16 protein-coding genes and 1 riboswitch are annotated in these 20,578 nt (G+C 41.2%); of the genes, 2 read left to right on the top strand and 14 right to left on the bottom strand.

The annotated features are described in order from the left end of the window. Window positions 1-106: 106 nt before the first annotated feature. Both guaB and QLG01_RS03810 read right to left on the bottom strand, forming a co-directional pair. Window positions 107-1,573 carry an IMP dehydrogenase gene (gene guaB / locus QLG01_RS03815; RefSeq protein WP_004790042.1) on the bottom strand — a complete coding sequence of 489 codons (1,467 nt, stop codon included), beginning with the start codon at window positions 1,571-1,573 and terminating at the stop codon, window positions 107-109. A 194-nt stretch (window positions 1,574-1,767) separates the two neighbouring features. Beyond that, window positions 1,768-2,565 (bottom strand): MBL fold metallo-hydrolase, encoded by a 798-nt coding sequence (locus QLG01_RS03810; RefSeq protein ID WP_282495874.1) that lies wholly within the window; start codon window positions 2,563-2,565, stop codon window positions 1,768-1,770. A 226-nt stretch (window positions 2,566-2,791) separates the two neighbouring features. Between QLG01_RS03810 and QLG01_RS03805 the strand changes: the two genes are divergently transcribed. Next, on the top strand, window positions 2,792-4,939 hold the full coding sequence (locus QLG01_RS03805; protein WP_282495873.1) for a TonB-dependent siderophore receptor: 2,148 nt from the start codon (window positions 2,792-2,794) through the stop codon (window positions 4,937-4,939). A gap of 61 nt (window positions 4,940-5,000) precedes the next feature. Here QLG01_RS03805 and QLG01_RS03800 read toward each other — a convergent pair whose 3' ends face one another. The 5 genes from QLG01_RS03800 to QLG01_RS03780 all read right to left on the bottom strand — a co-directional run bounded on the left by QLG01_RS03800 (window position 5,001) and on the right by QLG01_RS03780 (window position 11,870). Beyond that, the gene (locus QLG01_RS03800; protein WP_013196598.1) at window positions 5,001-5,576 is read right to left on the bottom strand and encodes a TMEM165/GDT1 family protein; all 576 of its coding nucleotides are present in this window, start codon (window positions 5,574-5,576) and stop codon (window positions 5,001-5,003) included. A gap of 15 nt (window positions 5,577-5,591) precedes the next feature. Further along, a riboswitch (yybP-ykoY riboswitch) is annotated at window positions 5,592-5,777 on the bottom strand. 28 nt (window positions 5,778-5,805) lie between these two features. Then, window positions 5,806-6,084: a hypothetical protein gene (locus QLG01_RS03795; RefSeq protein WP_192836164.1), complete on the bottom strand. Its 279-nt coding sequence runs from the start codon at window positions 6,082-6,084 to the stop codon at window positions 5,806-5,808. Window positions 6,085-6,228: 144 nt separating this feature from the next. After that, on the bottom strand, window positions 6,229-8,208 hold the full coding sequence (locus QLG01_RS03790) for a 2-oxo acid dehydrogenase subunit E2 (RefSeq protein WP_282495872.1): 1,980 nt from the start codon (window positions 8,206-8,208) through the stop codon (window positions 6,229-6,231). A 2-nt stretch (window positions 8,209-8,210) separates the two neighbouring features. Next, entirely contained in the window at window positions 8,211-10,928 is a 2,718-nt protein-coding gene (gene aceE, locus QLG01_RS03785; protein WP_013196595.1) for a pyruvate dehydrogenase (acetyl-transferring), homodimeric type, read from the bottom strand. A gap of 249 nt (window positions 10,929-11,177) precedes the next feature. Further along, on the bottom strand, window positions 11,178-11,870 hold the full coding sequence (locus QLG01_RS03780; RefSeq protein WP_005300632.1) for a M23 family metallopeptidase: 693 nt from the start codon (window positions 11,868-11,870) through the stop codon (window positions 11,178-11,180). Window positions 11,871-11,977: 107 nt separating this feature from the next. On the opposite strand from QLG01_RS03780, the gene QLG01_RS03775 reads away from it, so the two are divergent. Next, entirely contained in the window at window positions 11,978-12,418 is a 441-nt protein-coding gene (locus QLG01_RS03775; RefSeq protein WP_057075578.1) for a DciA family protein, read from the top strand. Window positions 12,419-12,515: 97 nt separating this feature from the next. On the opposite strand, the gene lpxC is transcribed toward QLG01_RS03775, so the two are convergent. The 7 genes from lpxC to murG all read right to left on the bottom strand — a co-directional run bounded on the left by lpxC (window position 12,516) and on the right by murG (window position 20,568). Further along, on the bottom strand, window positions 12,516-13,418 hold the full coding sequence (gene lpxC / locus QLG01_RS03770; RefSeq protein WP_282495871.1) for a UDP-3-O-acyl-N-acetylglucosamine deacetylase: 903 nt from the start codon (window positions 13,416-13,418) through the stop codon (window positions 12,516-12,518). A gap of 109 nt (window positions 13,419-13,527) precedes the next feature. Next, a complete protein-coding gene (gene ftsZ / locus QLG01_RS03765) occupies window positions 13,528-14,703 on the bottom strand; it encodes a cell division protein FtsZ (protein ID WP_005300624.1) in 1,176 nt (391 codons plus the stop codon). 164 nt (window positions 14,704-14,867) lie between these two features. After that, window positions 14,868-16,130 carry a cell division protein FtsA gene (gene ftsA, locus QLG01_RS03760; protein ID WP_004790064.1) on the bottom strand — a complete coding sequence of 421 codons (1,263 nt, stop codon included), beginning with the start codon at window positions 16,128-16,130 and terminating at the stop codon, window positions 14,868-14,870. 60 nt (window positions 16,131-16,190) lie between these two features. After that, window positions 16,191-17,045, bottom strand: coding sequence for a cell division protein FtsQ/DivIB (locus tag QLG01_RS03755; protein WP_005300619.1), 855 nt, complete (start codon window positions 17,043-17,045; stop codon window positions 16,191-16,193). Window positions 17,046-17,047: 2 nt separating this feature from the next. Continuing rightward, complete coding sequence (locus tag QLG01_RS03750; RefSeq protein ID WP_005300616.1) at window positions 17,048-17,974, bottom strand: D-alanine--D-alanine ligase; 927 nt, start codon at window positions 17,972-17,974, stop codon at window positions 17,048-17,050. A gap of 36 nt (window positions 17,975-18,010) precedes the next feature. After that, window positions 18,011-19,459, bottom strand: coding sequence for a UDP-N-acetylmuramate--L-alanine ligase (gene murC / locus QLG01_RS03745; RefSeq protein WP_003654096.1), 1,449 nt, complete (start codon window positions 19,457-19,459; stop codon window positions 18,011-18,013). A gap of 11 nt (window positions 19,460-19,470) precedes the next feature. After that, complete coding sequence (murG, locus tag QLG01_RS03740) at window positions 19,471-20,568, bottom strand: undecaprenyldiphospho-muramoylpentapeptide beta-N-acetylglucosaminyltransferase (RefSeq protein ID WP_005300613.1); 1,098 nt, start codon at window positions 20,566-20,568, stop codon at window positions 19,471-19,473. Between the last annotated feature and the right edge of the window lie 10 nt (window positions 20,569-20,578).

The raw sequence follows: 20,578 nt of genomic DNA, 5'->3' as shown, positions 1-20,578 counted from the left end.
ATATATGGCAATTCCGCCATATTTCTTTTCTCGGATTTACTTTACACCAAAAACAAAAAGCCGTCAGTGTAATGACGGCTTTCTTCATTGTTTTGGTTACCAAAATCTAACCAACACGATAGTTTGGAGCTTCTTTAGTAATCGTTACATCGTGAACATGTGACTCAGACATACCTGCTGAAGTAATTTTCACAAATTTCGCATTTTGGCGAAGATCTTCAATCACAGCTGAACCGGTATAACCCATCGATGAACGTAAACCACCCATCATTTGATGAACGATGTTACCCATTGGGCCTTTATATGGAACACGGCCTTCGATTCCTTCTGGTACTAACTTCTCAGCACCCGCTTTTGAATCTTGGAAATAACGGTCAGCAGAACCAGTTGCTCCCGCCATTGCGCCTAATGAACCCATACCACGATATGCTTTGTAGTAACGACCTTGGAAAAACTCAACTTCGCCTGGCGCTTCTTCAGTACCAGCTAGAAGTGAACCAACCATGATCGTGCTTGCACCCGCACCGATCGCTTTTGCCATATCACCAGAGAAGCGGATACCGCCATCTGCAATTAAAGGAATTTGATCTTTTAGTGCGCTAGCAACGCTGTCAATCGCAGAAATTTGTGGCATACCGATACCTGCCACAATACGTGTAGTACAGATAGAACCAGGACCAATACCTACTTTTACAGCATCTGCACCTGCATCTAATAATGCTAATGCAGCATCACCCGTTGCAATGTTTCCACCAATCACTTGTACTTGAGGGAAGTTTTGTTTCACCCAACGTACACGTTCAATTACACCAGCTGAGTGACCATGTGCTGTATCAACAACAATGACGTCAACACCAGCTTCAACTAATGCTTCCACACGACTTGGTGTATCAGCACCTGTACCTACCGCAGCACCAACACGTAAGCGACCAAGATCATCTTTACAACTGTTTGGATAGCTTTCAGCTTTGCGGAAATCAGTCACTGTAATTAAGCCTTTAAGTTCGTTGCTCTCGCCAACGACCAAGACTTTTTCAATACGGTGTTTTTGCAATAATGCTTGAATATTTTCTTTAGACTCGCCTTCACGTACAGTGACTAAACGATCTTGACCTGTCATGATGTTACTAACAGGTTGTTCTAAATTAGTTTCAAAACGCGTATCACGGCCTGTCACAATACCAACAACCTTGCCGTCTTTAACAACAGGCACACCGCTAATGTTATTAGCAGTGGTAATTGCAATCAGTTCACGTACTGTAGTTTCAGGCGTTACAGTGATAGGGTCTTTCACCATACCCGCTTCGAATTTCTTTACACGGCGTACTTCTGCAGCTTGAGCAGCAATATCCATGTTTTTGTGCAAAATCCCGATACCACCATTTTGTGACATCGCAATCGCCATACGTGACTCAGTCACTGTATCCATTGCAGCTGAAACTAATGGGATATTTAAATGAATGCCGCGAGTTAATCGTGTCTTTAAAGAGACATCTTTTGGGAGAACAGTAGAGTAGGCAGGAAGTAATAAGACATCATCGAAGGTTAGCGCTTCTTGAACGATGGTCAGCATAACAATCTCACTGGTAAATTCCGTGAGCTATTATAAACAAATTTCAATGCAATTTTCATATTATCTTTGCCTTTTTCAGCAATAGATGTAGAGCTGCTCTAAATAATTCCCACTTATTATCGTTTTAACGTTATTTTTTAACCCATGTTTTTGCAACCCAGAATTTTATCTGGGTTGATCATTAGACATCATATTTAGGCAGGACAACTAAAAACTTGTTCTGTCATCAAGTCGACACCACAAGGTAAAACCGCAATCCAGTCCAAAAACTGATTAATCATTCCTTTGCCAATAAATGGACTGCCATGCTGTGGAACAATCATTTCAATGTCCATCTGGCGGACCATGTTTACCCATAAACGGATAACCTTATTGGAACACATATAGCGTTGGTGAAAAGCTTTCATTTTCGAAACATGCGTATCGAAATCTGTTAAAGGTTGATTAGCATCCTCAACAATCGAAGCCCCCATGTCACCAGAAAATAAAATTTTGGCGACTGGATCATAAAACTGAAAATTACCTACCGAATGTAGAAAATGGGCAGGAACTACTACTAACTTTGATTCCCCCAATTGAATCACTTGGCCACGGTCAGGTAATTCAATAAGACGGTCTTCCCAATTCCCTTTCATACGCTCACTCATAAATGAGGAATTTAGGTGCGGTAGAAAACGTGCCCATAATTTTGACGCCACAACTTTAGCATCGGTATAGACCAACCAGCGTGGCATTGAGGTAATAATGTCTGGATCCTGATGTGAAGCCATCACATAGTCCAGATTTTTCAAACGTGTATATTTATTTAATTCCATCGTTAATGGAACATAGGTCAAATCGCCACCCGGATCGATTACAGCAGCACGCTCATGATCAATAATTAAAAATTGATTGGCTTGGATACCTTCCCCTTTGACCAAACTGGTAAAACTAATACATTTATGTACGCCATTATCGAATAATATCTGCGATGTTGTTTTTTCAAACCCCATACAATTCCCCAAAAAAACTTTAAATATTAGATATTTTTATATCCATACTAAAATAAAGGGATTCGATAACTCTTGCAATGAATTGCTTTATTTTTCTCATAATATTTTAAAATAGCTTTTGCTTTTCTTATTTTATAAATGAATCATAATGTTATTTAAAATTCACCTGCAATAAATTAAAATAATTCTCATTATCACTTTGTCTTTTGCGCTGTCTAGACCTCCCATGAACCAAGCACCTTATTTTTCAAGCTCTAAAACATTATTAGCAGTTGCTATTTTTAGCTTAATGACACCAAGTCATGCTGATGAAACAGCAGAACAACAGAATTCGACCAATGTGCTACCCACAATTTCTATTCAGGCGCAAAAAGAACCCAGCTCTACCTATGTCGCAACAAAAGCAAGTTCTGCCTTAAAATCAAATGCACCCTTATTTAAGACGGCTCAATCGGTTTCTGTGGTGACTCGTGAACAGCTCGACCAGAAACAAGCTAGAACTCTAGCAGATGCACTTGAAGGTGTTGCAGGTGTCGAAGCTGGAAAACTTGGTCGTCGTGGTTGGGATGATTTTGTTATTCGAGGGCAGACCTCTTCCGATTCGGTTTACGTAGATGGTTTAAGAGTTGGACAAAATACTTATGTTGCCACTGAACTATCAGGCATGGATCAGGTCCAAGTATTAAAAGGCCCTGCCTCTATTAATTTCGGTTTGGTTGCACCAGGTGGTATGGTCAATTTAGTCACTAAACGACCTGAAGCAGAAAACTTTGCACGTGCTAGCATGACTTATGGCAGCTATAACTTAAAAGAAGGTACATTCGATTTAAACTATAGCCCTAATAATAGTGAGAAAGGTGCTTTTCGTTTAAATGGCCGCATCTCTGACCAAGATGACCCGACAGATTATGTATATTTTAAAAATTACTATATCTCGCCTTCTTACAATTTTGACTTAGGTGATAAAACTGACCTCTCCGTAATCGCAAGTTATCAACATCGCGAATATATTCGTCAACAAGGTTTACCTGTTATTGGCACTTTAAAAGACAATCCTAACGGTGCTATAGACCGAAGCTTATATATTGGCGACCCTAATTTTGGTAAATATGAAGCAGATGTTTACCGCACTGGTTATACGTTTAAACATGCCTTTGACAATGGCTGGAACTTTAACCAGAATTTTGCCGTGCAAAAAACCGAAATGGATGGTAAAGCGGTTTTTGCTCGTACAGGTAGTAACTTTTGGGCAGATAAAAACTACACCACCATAAGCCGCAAAAATAACAGCCGTCACCAAATTATTGATAACTTAAGTTTTGCCATCGATAACCGTTTAAATAAACAGTTCGATTTATATGGTATGCAACATGATTTCAATATAGGTGTAGATGCTTTCCAAGAAAAAAGTGATTACACAAATAACCGCTGTAATGTAGGTGATTTAAACATATATGCTCCTGTATATGGGCAAACTGTTACCTGTTCCAACCCTGTCAGCAACCACGATATTAACCGCTTAAAATACGCAGGTTTATATATTCGTGACCGTATTCAACTCAATGACCAATGGCTTTTAAGCTTGTCAGGACGCCAAGACTGGGCACAAACCCAAAGCACAAGCTTAGTTACAAGTAGTGCGAGTAAACAATCAGACAATGCATTTACGGGTAGCGCCTCTGTCATGTATACCCTTAATGACATTGTTGCCCCTTATGTCAGCTATGCCACTTCATTTACACCTAACACTGGTACTGATGTAAATAGCAATCCATTCAAACCTGAAGAAGGAAAACAGGTTGAAGTCGGAATGAAATTACAAAGCCCTGATCAACGAGTTCAAGGTGCTATCGCTTGGTATGATTTAAAACGTCAAAATGTTTTAGTCACTGATACTGCGAATAGTGGCTATAAAGCTCAGCGTGGCGAACAGTTAACACGTGGTATTGAAACTGAGCTCAGCGCAGAAATTTTAGAAGGCTTAAAACTAAGAGCTGCATATACCTACACCATTGATGCTGAAATTAGTAAAGATGCAAACTCAAGCAATGTAGGAAAAGCACTCGATAATATTCCTGAGCATGCTTATAGCTTGTTAGCGCGCTATAAATTTGACCCTACATCAAAACTTGGTTGGTATGTTGGTGGTGGATTCCGTGGTGAAACATATAAAACTGTCGATGGATTAGATGTTCACATTCCGGGCTATACAGTCTTTGACACTGAAGCTGGCTATGACGCTGGACATTGGGGTGCCCAACTTGCGATCCGTAACCTATTTGATAAAGATTACTATGCAGGTGCGCTGAACGAGAATTTGGTGACGCTCGGCAACCCACGCCAAATTAACTTCACAGTGAAATTTAACTACTAAATAATGGCCTACAAAAAACGCACTCGAATTGAGTGCGTTTTTTATGGCAACGTTAAATGCTTTAGAAGAAATAATGCTGCACTAAAGTAGAGATACCTACAATTAAGAAAATCGCAGCACCAATTTTATGAATGAGAGAGATAGATAAACGTTCAGCTAATTTATTACCAATAAATACAGCTGGTGCATTGGCAATCATCATACCTAAGGTTGTGCCTAGCATTACCCAGAAAATACTATCGTAACGTGCAGCTAAAGCCACTGTCGCAATCTGGGTTTTATCACCAATTTCTGCTAAGAAGAACAGGATAAAGGTTGCACCAAAAACACCAAATTTTTGCCATCTGTTAATGCTATCTGTTTCATCATCTAGCTTATCTGGAATAAGCATCCAGAAGGCCATACCAATAAAACCACCCGCAAGCACCCAAACTAAAATTTCGGGACTCAACACGGTCGTAATCCACTGTCCAAGCACAGCAGAGATACCATGGTTAATTAAAGTGGCTAAAAGAATCGCAATCAGAATAGGGATTGGCTTACGGAAACGTGCAGACAGTAAAAGGGCCAACAATTGAGTTTTGTCGCCCATTTCAGCTAGGGCAACAATCGAGGTAGAAATCAGAAATTCTTGCATGTCGTTTCTCTGGCTAGCATAAATGCCCATGACCTACCGCTCCTGCTAGCCAAATATCTGCAGAGTGGTAAATCAAAGGTCTTGCCAACTCGGAAACGATGAGACGTTTAAGCTATGATGACCATGTTCTGTTGAACAATTATGTTGATCATCACCTATTCATTCAGAAATGAATAGCGGCTACTCCCCAATGAAGTATGTGCTCATTATATTCGAGCAGTTCTATTTTTCAAACAAAAAATTTTATCCATGCCCACACTAACAGCCGCCCTAAACCTAATAGTAAAGCTAAACAGATACTTAAGTTAATAAAAACAAAATTGTTAATGCCAGCTATATGTTGGGATTGAAATTCAAATGGCAAAATAAGCGTTGCCACAAATACTTCCAAACCGATTGCAACGTAGGTCATCCACTCCCAAGGAAAGTGCAAAAAACTGACCCACAATCCCATCAATAAAAATACAACCAACAGAATCGGCAACATGATTTTTAAAAAACCCGCCATCTATTATTTCTCCCTTACCTAAAACGAGAAATTTTTCCTCTCTCGACCACTCCCTCATAATCTTTAGATTAACCTAAAATCAATTAAATTAAATACCAAAATAAAACCCCGCCGAAGCGAGGTTTTAATGATTCATTTCAAATATTAGATTAATAAAGTACGAATATCTTTAAGAAGTTTCGTAAGTTTATTAGTAAAGCGAGCGGCATCCGCACCATTAATTACACGGTGGTCATAAGACAACGACAACGGCAACATTAAGCGTGGATCAAAGTCTTTACCATTCCAAACCGGTTGCATCGTTGCAGGTGAAATACCCAAAATCGCAACTTGTGGCCAGTTTACAAGTGGTGTAAATGCTGTACCACCAATTGCGCCTAAGCTTGAAATGGTGAAATTCGCACCTTGTAAGTCTTTCGGTGTTAATTTCTTATCACGTGCTTTTTGACCTAACACACCCAATTCAACTGCGATTTGCTTAATTGATTTTTGGTCTGGGTTACGAAGTACTGGCACAGTTAAACCATCAGGTGTTGCTACCGCAATTCCCATATGGATTTCATTGCGCAAGAGCACTGATTTACCGTCATCAGATAGATGACCTGCGAACTCACGCTCTTCTTTTAACAAATACGCAACTGCTTTGATAATGAATGCCATAATCGTCAGGCTGATACCTTCTTTTTTGAAGTTGCCTTTCAGTTCATTACGCCAATCTTCTAACTCAGTAATGTCAGCCAAATCAAACTGGGTGACTTGCGGAATAAAGTTATTCAACGACAATTGCGGAATTGATACTTGCTGCAAACGCGTCAGTACTTTTTCTTCCACACCACCAAACGCAGTGAAGTCAGGAAGCTTTGGTAAACCCGAAACCGCTGGTGCAGCCGCAGCAACTGGTGCAGCTTGTGGCGCAGTTAAACGAGTCTTCACATAAGCAAAGATATCTTCTTTAACAACACGGCCATGCTCACCAGAAGTTTTAACTTGTGACAAAATCACACCAAGTTCACGAGCAAGCTTACGTACAGCAGGACCTGCATATACTTTAGCGTTTTCGGCTTCTTGCTCTTTGGTTAACTTGTCACTACCAGACGCTGGAGCAGATACAGCCTGAGTCGGAGCAGGAGCTGCCGCTTTAGGTGCTGCTGCCTGTGGAGCTGGTACTTCTGCTTTTGCCGCTGGTGCCGCAGCAGATGCTTGGCCTTCAGCTTCAATTGTTGCAAGTAATATACCTTGTGAAACTTGTTGGCCTGCTTGCAAGTGAATCGCTTTCACAACACCCGCAACAGTACTTGGAACTTCAACAGTCGCTTTATCTGACTCAACCACAACAAGGCTTTGGTCTACATCAACTTTATCGCCAACTTGTACCAAAATTTCAGCAACAACTGCTTTATCTACACCCAAGTCAGGAACGTTAATATCAACTGGTCCAGATTGACTAGCAGCCGCAGCTACAGTTTCTTGTTGAACTGGTGCAGGCGCTGCCGCTGGTGCTGCTGTAGAAGCAGGAGCTTCAACTGGCGCACTCGATGCAGATGTTGTTTTCACTTTAATGAGCACAACACCTTCTTTAACTGTATCGCCTTCTTTAACTTGAATGCTTTCTACGGTACCCGCAACACTGCTTGGTACTTCTACAGTTGCTTTGTCAGATTCAACAACAACGATGCTTTGCTCAACATCGATTTGCTCACCAACTTTTACTAAAATTTCACCAACTAGTGCTTTTTCAACACCAATATCAGGAACTTGAACTTCAACCACTTGGCTAGTGGTTGCCGCTGCTGGTTGTGCAGCGGTTGAAGCCTGTTGTACCGCTGCCGGCGCTGCTGTTTGTTCAGCTGCTGGAGCAGGTTTTGCAACTTCTTCTGTTTGAGCTACAGGTGCAGAACCTTCAGCTTCAAGTTCAAACAATACCGTACCTTCAGTTACGCTATCGCCTTCCTTGATTAAGATACTTTTTACGACACCTGCTGAAGTGCTAGGCACTTCAACAGATGCTTTATCTGACTCAAGTAAAACAAGGCTGTCATTTTCAGCAATGCTGTCACCAACTTTTACCAAAATTTCAGCAACAACTGCTTTATCTACACCAATATCAGGGGTCTTAATTTGCATGCTTAGTTCCCCTCACCAGTTTGCGCTTCATTGTATTCAGCAACTGCCTGAACTTCTGGATGTGCTTGTGGAGCCCATGCCACTGGACGGTCAGTGTCTAACTCAAAGTTAGAAATTGCATCTTTAACTAAACGTGCATCTACTTCACCTTCGTCAGCTAATTTTTTCAAAGTAGCAACAACGATATGTGCAGCGTCAACACCAAAGAAACTACGTAAGTTAGCACGTGTATCTGAGCGACCATAACCATCTGTACCCAACGCAACAAATGGACGACCATCTGGAAGATAAGCACGGATTTGTTCGCTATACGCACGCATATGGTCTGTTGCTGAAACAACAATACCTTCTGTACCACGTAACTGTTTAGATACCCAAGACTCTTTCACTTCTTCAGTAAGTGGGTGTAAACGGTTGTATTCTTCACATGCCATACCATCACGCGACAATTCATTGAAGCTTGTTACACTCCAAACGTTTGAATGGATTTGGTATTCATCACGTAAGATTTTCGCAGCTTTGATCACTTCACGAAGAATTACACCTGAACCAAGTAATTGAACAGTTGCTTTTTCATCTTTTTCGAACAAGTACATACCACGTTTAATGCCTTCCTCAGCGCCTTCAGGCATTGCAGGATGCTCGTAGTTTTCGTTCATTACTGTTAAGTAATAGAACACACGCTCTTGATTCACATACATACGTTGTAAACCGTCATGTACGATTACAGCTAATTCGTAACCAAAACATGGATCATAAGATACGCAGTTTGGAATCGTGTTCGCTAAGATATGTGAATGACCATCTTGGTGCTGTAAACCTTCACCGTTCAATGTGGTACGACCAGCAGTTGCACCTAACAAGAAACCTTGAGCTTGTGCATCGCCCGCAGCCCACGCAATGTCACCAATACGTTGGAAACCAAACATTGAGTAGTACATGTACATTGGAATCATTGGCAAGTTATTCGTTGAATAACTTGTTGCCAACGCAGCCCATGCGCTCATCGCACCAGCTTCGTTAATCCCTTCTTGAAGCATGTGACCGTCACTTGCTTCACGGTAATGCATTAACTGTTCTTGGTCTTCTGGGGTATATTTTTGACCGTGAGCAGCATAAATACCAAGCTGACGGAACATACCTTCTAAACCAAATGTACGTGCTTCATCTGGAACTATTGGCACTACGCGGTCTTTAATTGCTTTTTCTTTAAGTAAAGCAGCAATTAAACGAACCATCACCATCGTAGTAGATTGCTCTTTACCACCTGAACCGTTTAATACTGCATCAAATACAGATAATTCAGGAATCGCTAAAATTTCACTCTCACGACGACGTGCAGGTAGGTAACCACCTAACGCTTCACGACGCGCTTTCATGTACTTCATTTCTGGAGAGTTTTCACTCGGACGATAGAATGGAAGCTCTTCTAACTTATCATCTGTAAATGGCAGGTTAAAACGGTCACGTACATATTTTAAAGAGTCGATCTGCATTTTTTTGATTTGGTGAGTTTTGTTCACCGCTTCAATTTCTTCAGACAAACCGTAACCTTTAACAGTTTTCGCAAGAATAACTGTTGGTTGACCTTTGGCTTTCATTGCTTCTGCATAGGCTGCAAAAACTTTGTAAGGGTCATGGCCACCACGATTGAGATTATCGATGTCTTCATCGCTTAAATCTTTTACAAGTTCCGCAGCTTCTGGGTACTTGCCAAAGAATTTCTCACGTGTATATGCACCACCTTTCACTTGATAGCGCTGGTATTCACCATCAACAGTTTCTTCCATTACCGCTTTTAAAGCGCCTGTGTTGTCTTTTGCAAGTAGCGGATCCCAATGACGACCCCATACCACTTTAATGACACGCCAGCCCGCACCACGGAATAAAGATTCTAATTCTTGAATGATTTTACCGTTACCACGTACAGGACCATCTAGACGCTGTAAGTTACAGTTAACAACCCAAATCAAGTTATCAAGTTTTTCACGACCAGCAAGTGAAATTGCACCAGTACTTTCTGGCTCATCCATCTCACCATCGCCAAGATAAGCCCAGACTTTACGATTTTCTTCTTTGATCAAGCCACGGTTCATCAAATATTTTTGAATGTGCGCTTGATAAATCGACATGATTGGACCAAGACCCATTGATACAGTTGGGAATTGCCAATAGTCCGGCATTAAATATGGATGTGGATAGCTTGGTAAACCGTTACCGCCAACTTCACGGCGGAAATTACTTAACTGTTCTTCAGTTAAACGTCCTTCAAGGAATGAACGTGCATAAATACCAGGAGCACAGTGTCCTTGGTAATAAATCATATCTCCGCCAAAGTTATCGCTGTTTGCGCGGAAGAAATGGTTAAAACCTACGTCATATAATGTTGCACTTGATGCGAAGCTCGCCAAGTGTCCACCTAAATCATCACCTGTTTTATTCGCACGAAGTACCATTGCTAAGGCATTCCAACGAATCAATGCACGAATACGGCGTTCCATATCTTGGTCGCCTGGCATTGCAGGTTGTTCTTCAACAGAAATTGTATTTAAGTAAGGTGTATTGAGACGTTGAATTGGAACATGCTTAGCAATTGCTTGTTGGTAAAGTTTTTCCAATAAGAATGCTGCGCGCTCAGTTCCCATATGTTGTAAAACTGAATCGAATGCATCTTGCCACTCTTGGGTTTCTTGTGCATCGGAGTCACCGTAAAACGCCATAATTCACCTGTTCCTTGTTCTTTAATCTACTTTGTATTTTTACCACGTTTTACCCCTCTCTAGTTATTGCCACGGGTGAATGTGAGGGGGGCCTATTATTTTCTGAATGAATAGTCATTGACCGAGCATTAAACAAAATAACAAAAAAACGCCAATAATGGCGTTTTTTTATACAATCTTTACGTTAAAAAAGGTTTAGGCTAATTTCAGATTCATAAATTTAATAACCTTAACTTTTTAACTATGCTTTTAAGGAAGCATCGCCAAGTAAGTAGTTGGATTCTTACGTTGACCATCTTTTACTACTTCGTAGTGCAAATGTGGGCCAGTACAGCGACCAGTACAGCCTACATTGGCAATATGTTCACCAGCAGATACTTGGTCGCCTACACGTACCATTAAGCGCGAAGCATGAGCATAGCGTGTTAAGTAACCATTCCCATGGTTAATTTCAACATATTGACCATAGCCAGTGCCCCAGCCAGATTTCGTTACAATACCTGGGCCTGTCGCATAGATTGGCGTGCCACTCGGAGCGGCCATATCTAAACCACCATGATGTTCGGCACGACCGCTCATTGTACGACCACCGAAGTTTGAAGAAACTCGTACAGTATCAGGAAGAGGGTGAGAAACTAACCAAGAGTAAGCATTTGAAGAGGAGGCATTAAAAGAATTCTTTGCACTCGTATTGCCATATTTTTTTGCGAGCGATTCATTGTTGAGCTCAACCGTTTTTTGGCGTAAGGTCACTGAAACTTTCGCACTCGCCGGAAGATCTAAATCATCAGGATGGGTGTATGAACCTTGAGATAATGTTTTTGATAGTTGTTCCAATCGATCTGAATCAGTAGATTGGTTAATTGTTTGATAATCTGCAAAAGCAACTGATGCTGCCGAAGCGGCAAGTGAAAACGCTAATAAAATACGACGCGTGTGCATAAAAACCTCTTGAAACTGTTCTTACTCAAGTTCCTTATGATCTCTTCCTTGATATCAATCGAAATGAACGCTTAAGATGAAGACAAGAATCTATCCGAGAATGACCCATGTCTAAACCCGATAACGTTTTTCAACAAACCGGAAAACACATAAAAACAGGAAACCTTACGTTTCTAACAACGCAAGTCGCGCAATGGCAAAGACTTACGAAAATAATCCAACCCTTATTGCCCCAACCGGAACAATGGCAGGTCGTGTGTTATCAAAATGGTTCTTTAATCATTACTGGTGAAAATCAGGCGATGATTAGTCAACTCAGTTATTTACAGAACCAATATGTATCTAAATTATCTCAACTTGAAGGGTTAAAAGACTTACAAAGAATTCAGGTTCGATTGAGAAATAAAAACACTCCCAATACACCCTCATCTGAGCCATCTAAACCCATCCCCCCGGAAACACAAGAAATGTTACGTAGTGCAGCCGACTTTGTGAGCGACCCTAAGCTTAGCCAAGCTTTACTACGTTTGGCAAGCAATAAAAAATGATGAGCTTTCTATTTCTTAATTAGAATCGTTCTTATTATGTGATAATAATCACACTTTGAAACGTTACAATATAACATAGCCAAGTAAAGACAATGACTTATGTCACACTGACATATGGAATTGGACATTCATTCTCGTCATTAAATGTTACAATTTCATAATTACTCGGATCACTTTGAACATTGCGTAACAACTGATTATTTAAAGCATGTCCCGATTTATAGCCATCGAACTTGGCAATAATTTGATGACCAAGTAAATACAAATCACCTACTGCATCCAAAATCTTATGTCTCACAAATTCGTCAGCGAAACGTAAGCCTTCTTCGTTCACAACACCTGTGTCATCTACACCAATGGCATTATCTAAACTTGCACCTAAAGCTAAGTTATTTGCTTTAAGGTAATCTAGATCTTTCATAAAACCAAAAGTACGAGCTTCACTGACTTCATATACAAAAGTTTCAGTAGAAAAGTCGATAGTGGCAGATTGATATTCTTTAGCAAATGCCGGATGGTCAAAATCAATTGTAAAATTTAACTGAAAGCCATTATGTGGACTAAAAATTGCTTTTTTATCGTCTATTAATGCTTCAACTGGTTTTAATATTCTTATAAATTTTTTCGGCGCATCCAGCTCACGTAATCCACCTTGCATTAACAGGTAAATAAATGGGCCGGCGCTTCCATCCATAATCGGAACTTCGGACGCAGATACCTCAACAATAAGGTTATCAATTCCTAAACCTGCAATTGCACTCATCACATGCTCAATCGTTCCAACTTTTATATCTCCAATCACTAAATTGGAGCACATGAAAGCTTCTTGAATGAGTAAAGCATTCGCATGGATTTCAACGGGTGGTTCTAAATCGATACGACGAAATACAATACCTCCATCCGCGGTATGTGGAATGAAATTGATCATCACTTTTTGACCGCTATGAAGACCTATTCCACTCGCTTTTACCACACGATTGAGAGTACGTTGTTTCACCATGCTTTGTAACTTCTTTTTTAAAACCGCTATACGTTAGCATATTTAGTCATTGATCAAAAACAAAAAAGGCAGTGTTTAAACACTGCCTTTTTTTAAATCTAATAATTTTTTACTTACGTTGCTGATTTTTCAAGTAATCTTGAATACTCATCGGAGAAGAACGTGGAGAAGAACTTGCATTGCTACTCACTTCATTGTCTGCATTTTGACGCTTATTAATAGCAGGAACGTCATCTTCATCAACAGATTGAGCTGATTGAGTCGATGCATGACTTACTGTATTACGTTTTCTCGGTTCTGCATCTGCAGCATTACGAGTTAAACCAGTTGCAATTACTGTTACACGTAATTCATCACGCGCATCTGGATCAAATACTGTACCGTAGAAAATTTCACCTTCATCAAGGTCAACAATCTGGTTCACAACATCAGTAATGATTTCAGTTTCACGTAGAGTAATATCATCACCGCCAGTAATGTTAATCAACACACCTTTAGCATTAATAATATTTACGTTATCAAGCAATGGACTACGAATAGCCTGTTCAGCTGCTTGACGTGCACGATCTTCACCACGACCTAAACCAGCACCCATCATTGCGTAACCACGAGTACTCATTGCAGTTTTCAAATCGGCGAAGTCAAGGTTAATGTGACCACGGTTTACAACAAGGTCAAAGATACTACGTACAGCGTTTAACAATACATCATCAGCTTTTTTATAAGCATCTTTCATTGAAATATCGCCATATACGCTAAGTAAGCGTTGGTTAGGGATAATAATCAATGAATCAACATGTGCTTCAAGCGCTTCAATACCGCGCTCAGCAGATTTTAAACGGCGACGGCCTTCAAAGTTAAATGGAGTTGTTACAACACCAACAGTCAAAATACCCATTTCTTTGGCAACTTCAGCCACGACAGGTGCCGCGCCTGTACCCGTACCACCACCCATACCAGCAGTAACGAATACCATATCCGTACCTTCAAGATGGTGACGAATAATTTCACGGCTTTCTTCTGCTGCAACTTGCCCAACTTCAGGGTTAGCACCAGCACCTAAACCACGCGTACTTTGCTCGCCTAACTGAATTTTGAAAGGTGCATTCATACAGTCTAGTGCTTGTTTGTCTGTATTGGCACAAACGAATTTAACACCTTGAATATCAGACTGCACCATATGTTGAACGGCATTACCGCCACCACCACCTACACCAAATACAGTGAAACGGGCTTGACCGTTGCCATCGTTTAGTTCATCTTCTATAAATTCAAATGAGGCCATGACCTTTAGGGTTCCTAATACATTATGGCAGTCACTTCAGCCCGTATACTGCCTTGATTTTCAAAAATAACTAATTTTAAGAATGCTGTGCAATACAAACCTTGTCAAGTACAGTGGTTTTCTCTTACAACTTCCTAACAATTCTACCAATAAATCCATACATCCTAAAAAATGGCTTTTAGCTTGCTATTAAATGCATTCCAGCCATTTACCATTCGCTCCCATACCGAACGGTCATTTGCCTCTTCAGGCTCTTCAACAGCTTCTTGCAACTCACTTTGGCTAAACATGAGCAAACCAGCTGCTGTTGCATACATCGAACGACGTAATGCTGCCTGATGTTGATCATCAGCATAAACCTGTAACGGCGGATTACCCAAATGGGCAGATACCCCCAACATACGGCGAGCCAAACTCACCATACCTTCGATTTGACAAGCATCCCCTGTCAACACTACACCATGGTATAAACCATGAATTGCACCGCTGTTCTCGAGCTCATCACGAATCTGGCTAAAGATCTCTTCATAGCGGGCAATAATAATTTCTGACAACTCAATTCGACTAATAGTTTGAGGGCCATCAATTCCTTCTACCTGAATCATGTGATCTGGCTTCACAGCACTTAAATCAACACAACCATACAGAATTTTAATACGTTCAGCTTCTTCTGTTGTAGTTTGCAACACAGCAGCAATATCACGCGTAACGTGCTCACCACCGCGTTGCAATGTACGTGCCAGAGCCAAACGTCCATCTAGATAAACCGCAAGATTGGTAATGCCTGCGCCAATATCGACTAGACAAACACCATACTCTTTTTCATCTTTAAGCAAGCTTGCCTCAGCGGTTGCCAGACAAGATACCACCATTTTTTCAACCCCGATATTTGCACCTTTCATAGCGCGATCAAGGTTTTGCATAGTCGCAATCGGCATCATCATTAACTGATAATGTCCGGTCATACTATGGGCAGTCATATTAATTGGATTCTGCACCCATTCAGCAGAATCACCTAATTCAAAGCCTAACGGCACTGCACTTGCTAAATAGTAATCAGAAGTCACATGACTTGCTTTTGCCAATTCTAACGCGCGCACGACTTCATTTGTTGTAATAACATGTGCTGGATTAGCAACTGGTGTGCGGCCAGAGGCATAAAAACTTTGCAACTCGGTACTCGGAATCGATACCCATGCGCTATGAATGCGACATTCGGCCATATTTTCCGCTTCAGCGACAGCATTTTTAATCGCAGCGATAACTTTATCGAGGCTTACGATTTTTCCTTTATTCATGCCACGATTGCGAGCAGTTGCCATACCGATAACTTGAATGTTATCCGGCGCATGAATTTTTCCAATCAAAACTGAAACTTTATGCGTCCCAATGTCAATCGCAACAACTGAGGGAACAGCTTCATTCATCACTCATACCATTTCTTTGTTGTTTAATACCAGGCAAATTGCCTATTTTAAAGCCACGTATTATGGCTTTGCTTTTGTTCCACCTGCAATGCTTGTGTCATCAATCGTTACAACAAACTGACCATTCACAATTTTAGGTGGTGTTGCGTTCTTCCATTGAATAGATAATCCATTACGATATCGCAAATCAATGGCTGAGATTTTCGACCACACCGGTTTTAAGTCAGATTGTGCCAGATGGCTTAAACGTTGCAACTTATTCATTGTTTGATCTTGGTCAACAATAATTCGTAAACCTGAGTCAAACTGCATAAACCAAGTCATTCGCTCCGTCAGATATAACTCTTTTAGACGCAAATTGGCAGGGTGGAATAATTGATTGATTTCATTATAGCGTCGCATCATCATTTTCGACTGGCTTACCGGACCATGGAGTAACGGAAGCTCAGGATGAATTGTCGGCTCTGCCTCACTGAATACATCGCCTCCATCGCTTAACAAGCGACCTGTTCCCCAACGGGCGATGGCATGTCTAGGCATGACACGAACACGAATGCCATTGGGCCAAGCACGAGAAACGACAACTCGGTCTACCCACGAAATTTCTAATGTTTTATCTCGAATCTGTTCTAAATCAGATGTGAAATAATTCGCTTTTATAATTGGAGCAACATGCTGCATCACTTGTTGGGTTTCAACTGAAGACGTCGATCCCACAACTTCTAGCTTTGCAACTGTTGCATCCGTAATAACTTTATATAGCCCATAAATTCCGACTGCCAGCACTACAAAAGCAATAACCAACAGCACCCATCCACCAGCATTTGCAAGCTTCTGCTTACGTGTAGGTGGTTTATCATGAATAGAGGTGATGGCCGCACGTTTACGGCGCATGGAAGCCGGAAGTTGTGCCATATTTAAGCCGTACCTTCCAATGTTTGCTCAAGAATGGCAACACACAATTCATCAAAACTATAGCCAACAGCTTTCGCAGCTTTTGGAACTAAAGAGTGGCTGGTCATACCTGGCACAGTGTTTACTTCTAAAAGCCAGAAATTACCCTGCTCATCCTGCATCGCATCAATACGGCCCCAGCTTTCTGCACCAACTGCCTGAAAAGCGCGTAAGCACAATGCTTGAAGGTTCTTCTCTTCTGTCTCACTTAGACCGCAAGGAATACCATACTCAACATCATTACGTTGATATTTCGCTTCGTAGTCGTAGAAAGCAACATCTGCTGGTGGTTGTAAACGAATAACAGGTAAAGGCTGACCATTTAGGAATGAGATTGTGAATTCACGACCTGTGATCCACTTCTCGGCCATCACAACAGCATCGTGCTGAGTTGCTTTTTCAATTGCAGCTGCAAAATCTTCTGCTTTTTCAACCTTACTCATGCCGACACTTGAGCCTTCATGTACAGGTTTGATAATCACAGGTAAGCCTAACTCAGCAATCACTGCATCTAAATCTGTTTCTTTAGTAATAATACGATATGGTGCTGTAGGTAAATCGCTACCTTGCCAGATTTGCTTGGTTTTGACTTTATCCATGCCAATCGCAGAACCTTGCACACCAGTTCCTGTATAAGGCAGATTCAGCCATTCAAGCACGCCTTGAATCTGGCCATCTTCACCACCACGACCATGCAATACAATAAATGCACGATCATAATTTACAAGCTCAGTCACACTGCGGTCTTGCGGATCAAATGCTTCAGCCTGAACACCTGAACGCAATAAAGCGTCCAGAACTGCCTGACCACTATCTAAAGACACAGCACGCTCAGCCGATTTCCCACCAAATAGCACGGCAACTTTGCCGAATTTTGTAGCATTTGACACGTTTAAATCCTTAACCCGATAATTCAATATTTTTGTTTATTTCACATACAAATGGTGTTGTGCAAGTTCTACAGAAATTGCTCCCACGTTACCCGCACCTTGCGTTAATAACAAGTCATTTGGTTGTAACACATTTTGCATGATGTTTTGCAAATTACCTTCAACCGGATCAACCAAAATCGGTTCAACCTGTCCACGTAAACGAATACTACGCGCTAGAGTACGACTGTCTGCACCTACAATAGGCTTTTCACCGGCAGGATAAACTTCCAATAATAATAATTGATCAACCTGAGAAAGCACTTCAATAAAGTCATCAAAACAATCACGGGTACGAGAGTAACGGTGTGGCTGGAATAACATCACCAAACGACGATCTGGATGACTCTGACGAGCAGCTTTAATCGTAGCTTCCACTTCTTTCGGATGGTGTCCATAGTCATCAACTAACTTAACGTTACCATCGGCTAGTTCGAATTCGCCTTGTACTTGGAAGCGACGACCAACACCACTGAAGCCTGCTAAAGCACGGCTAATTGCGTCATCAGAAACACCTTCATCTGTTGCAACACCAATAGCAGCCAAAGCATTCAAAATATTATGCATGCCCGGTTGATTAATCGTTAAACGTAGCGGCTCACGACCTTTACGTAACACGGTGAAGTGTGAACGCATGCCATCTTGTTCAACATCAATTGCGCGAATATCGTTGTCTTCGTTAAAACCATAGGTAATTACTGGACGGCCTACACGCGGCATAATTTCACGAATGTTGGCATCATCACCACAAACGACAGCCAAACCATAAAATGGTAGGTTATGAAGGAACTGTACGAACGTATCTTTTAATTTATCAAAGCTACCTTCATAGGTATCCATATGGTCAGCATCGATATTCGTTACAATCGCTGCCATTGGTTGCAAATAAAGGAAAGATGCATCTGATTCATCAGCTTCAGCCACGATAAAACGGCTTTCACCTAATGCAGCATTTACGCCTGTACTGTTAAGTAAACCACCAATGACATAAGTTGGATCAAGGTTTTCTTCAGCCAACATAGTCGTTAAAAGACTTGTGGTTGTCGTTTTACCATGTGTACCCGCTACAGCAATACCATGACGGTAACGCATAAGCTCACCTAGCATCTCTGCACGGCGTACGATTGGAGTACGTTGCTCAATCGCTGCTTTAATTTCCGGATTTTCTGGATCAATCGCTGTAGAAACTACAAGCACATTGGCATTTTTAATATTTTCCGCTTGATGGCCAATATAAACCTTGATGCCATTTTGCTCTAATTGTTCTGTAGTTTTAGATGCTTTAATGTCTGAACCGGAAATTTTATAACCTTGGTTACCCAATACCTCTGCAATGCCACACATCCCAGCACCGCCGATCCCCACAAAATGAATGTGTTTGATACGGCGCATTTCAGGCACTTTAATCAGTTTTTTTGCTTGGTTCGCAGCTGTTGATGGAGACATAGTAAATCCGATTACATTTTTTGGATAAGATCAACCACATGCTGAGTCGCATTTGGTTGGGCATGTTGACGCGCTTTCACTGCCATTTCTGTAAGTAACTGGCGGTTCATCAGCGAAGTGAACAATTCATTTAGAACATCTGGTGTCATAGTCGATTGCTGACAAATTTTTGCAGCACCGAAATCCGCCAGAAATTTGGCATTTGCAGTTTGATGGTCATCAACTGCTATAGGAAGTGGCACAAAAACTGCGGCCACACCTGCTGTTGCAACTTCTGTTACCGTGAGTGCTCCAGCTCGGCAAATAATTAAATCTGCCTCACTATAAGCCTTTGCCATATCTTCAATAAACGGCAAAACGTGTACAGTTAAATTGGCTGGTGCATCTGCATAGAGTGCTTGAGTTGCCTCAACTTGTTGCTGACCGCACTGGTGAAAAATATTAAGTGGAACTTGTAATTGTTTTAATGCTGGAGGTAAGCGTTCGTTGAGTGCTTTGGCACCTAAAGAACCACCAACAATTAGAATATTTAGAGGCTGCCCTGCTTGCGCACGCTCATCATAACGCCACTTTGGGCTTAAAATATCTGTGATTTCATGACGAACAGGATTTCCTGTTGTAACGACTTTTCCACCCGCAGGAAATGTATTTGGAAATGCTTCACACACGACTTTAGCAACACGAGATAACTGCGCATTGGTAAAACCAGCAACCGCATTTTGCTCATGAATAAGTACAGGAATACCTAACAAACGTGCTGCCAAACCACCCGGTCCCGCAACATAACCGCCAAAGCCTGCAACTGCATCAACTTTAAGCTGTTTCATATAACGCATTGCGCTTAAAGTGGCTTTTAAAATTTTAAAAGGTGCAGCAATTTTACGGACTAATCCATTGCCACGAACACCTTGAATATCAATTTGATATATTGGAATATTTTGATCTTTTAATAATCGGTTTTCCATACCTGTTGGCGTGGCTAACCATGAAACCTGACAACCTTGTTGTTGAAGTTTTTTGGCTACGGCGAGGGCTGGAAAAACATGTCCACCTGTACCGGCAGCCATCATCATGACATGTTTAGGTTTGCTTTGCTGTGAATCGGTCACGGTCTAATTC

It is taken from the genome of Acinetobacter sp. V89_4, from assembly GCF_029967875.1.
Lineage (GTDB): Bacteria > Pseudomonadota > Gammaproteobacteria > Pseudomonadales > Moraxellaceae > Acinetobacter > Acinetobacter oleivorans.
This window is presented reverse-complemented; position numbering and strand designations above follow the sequence as displayed.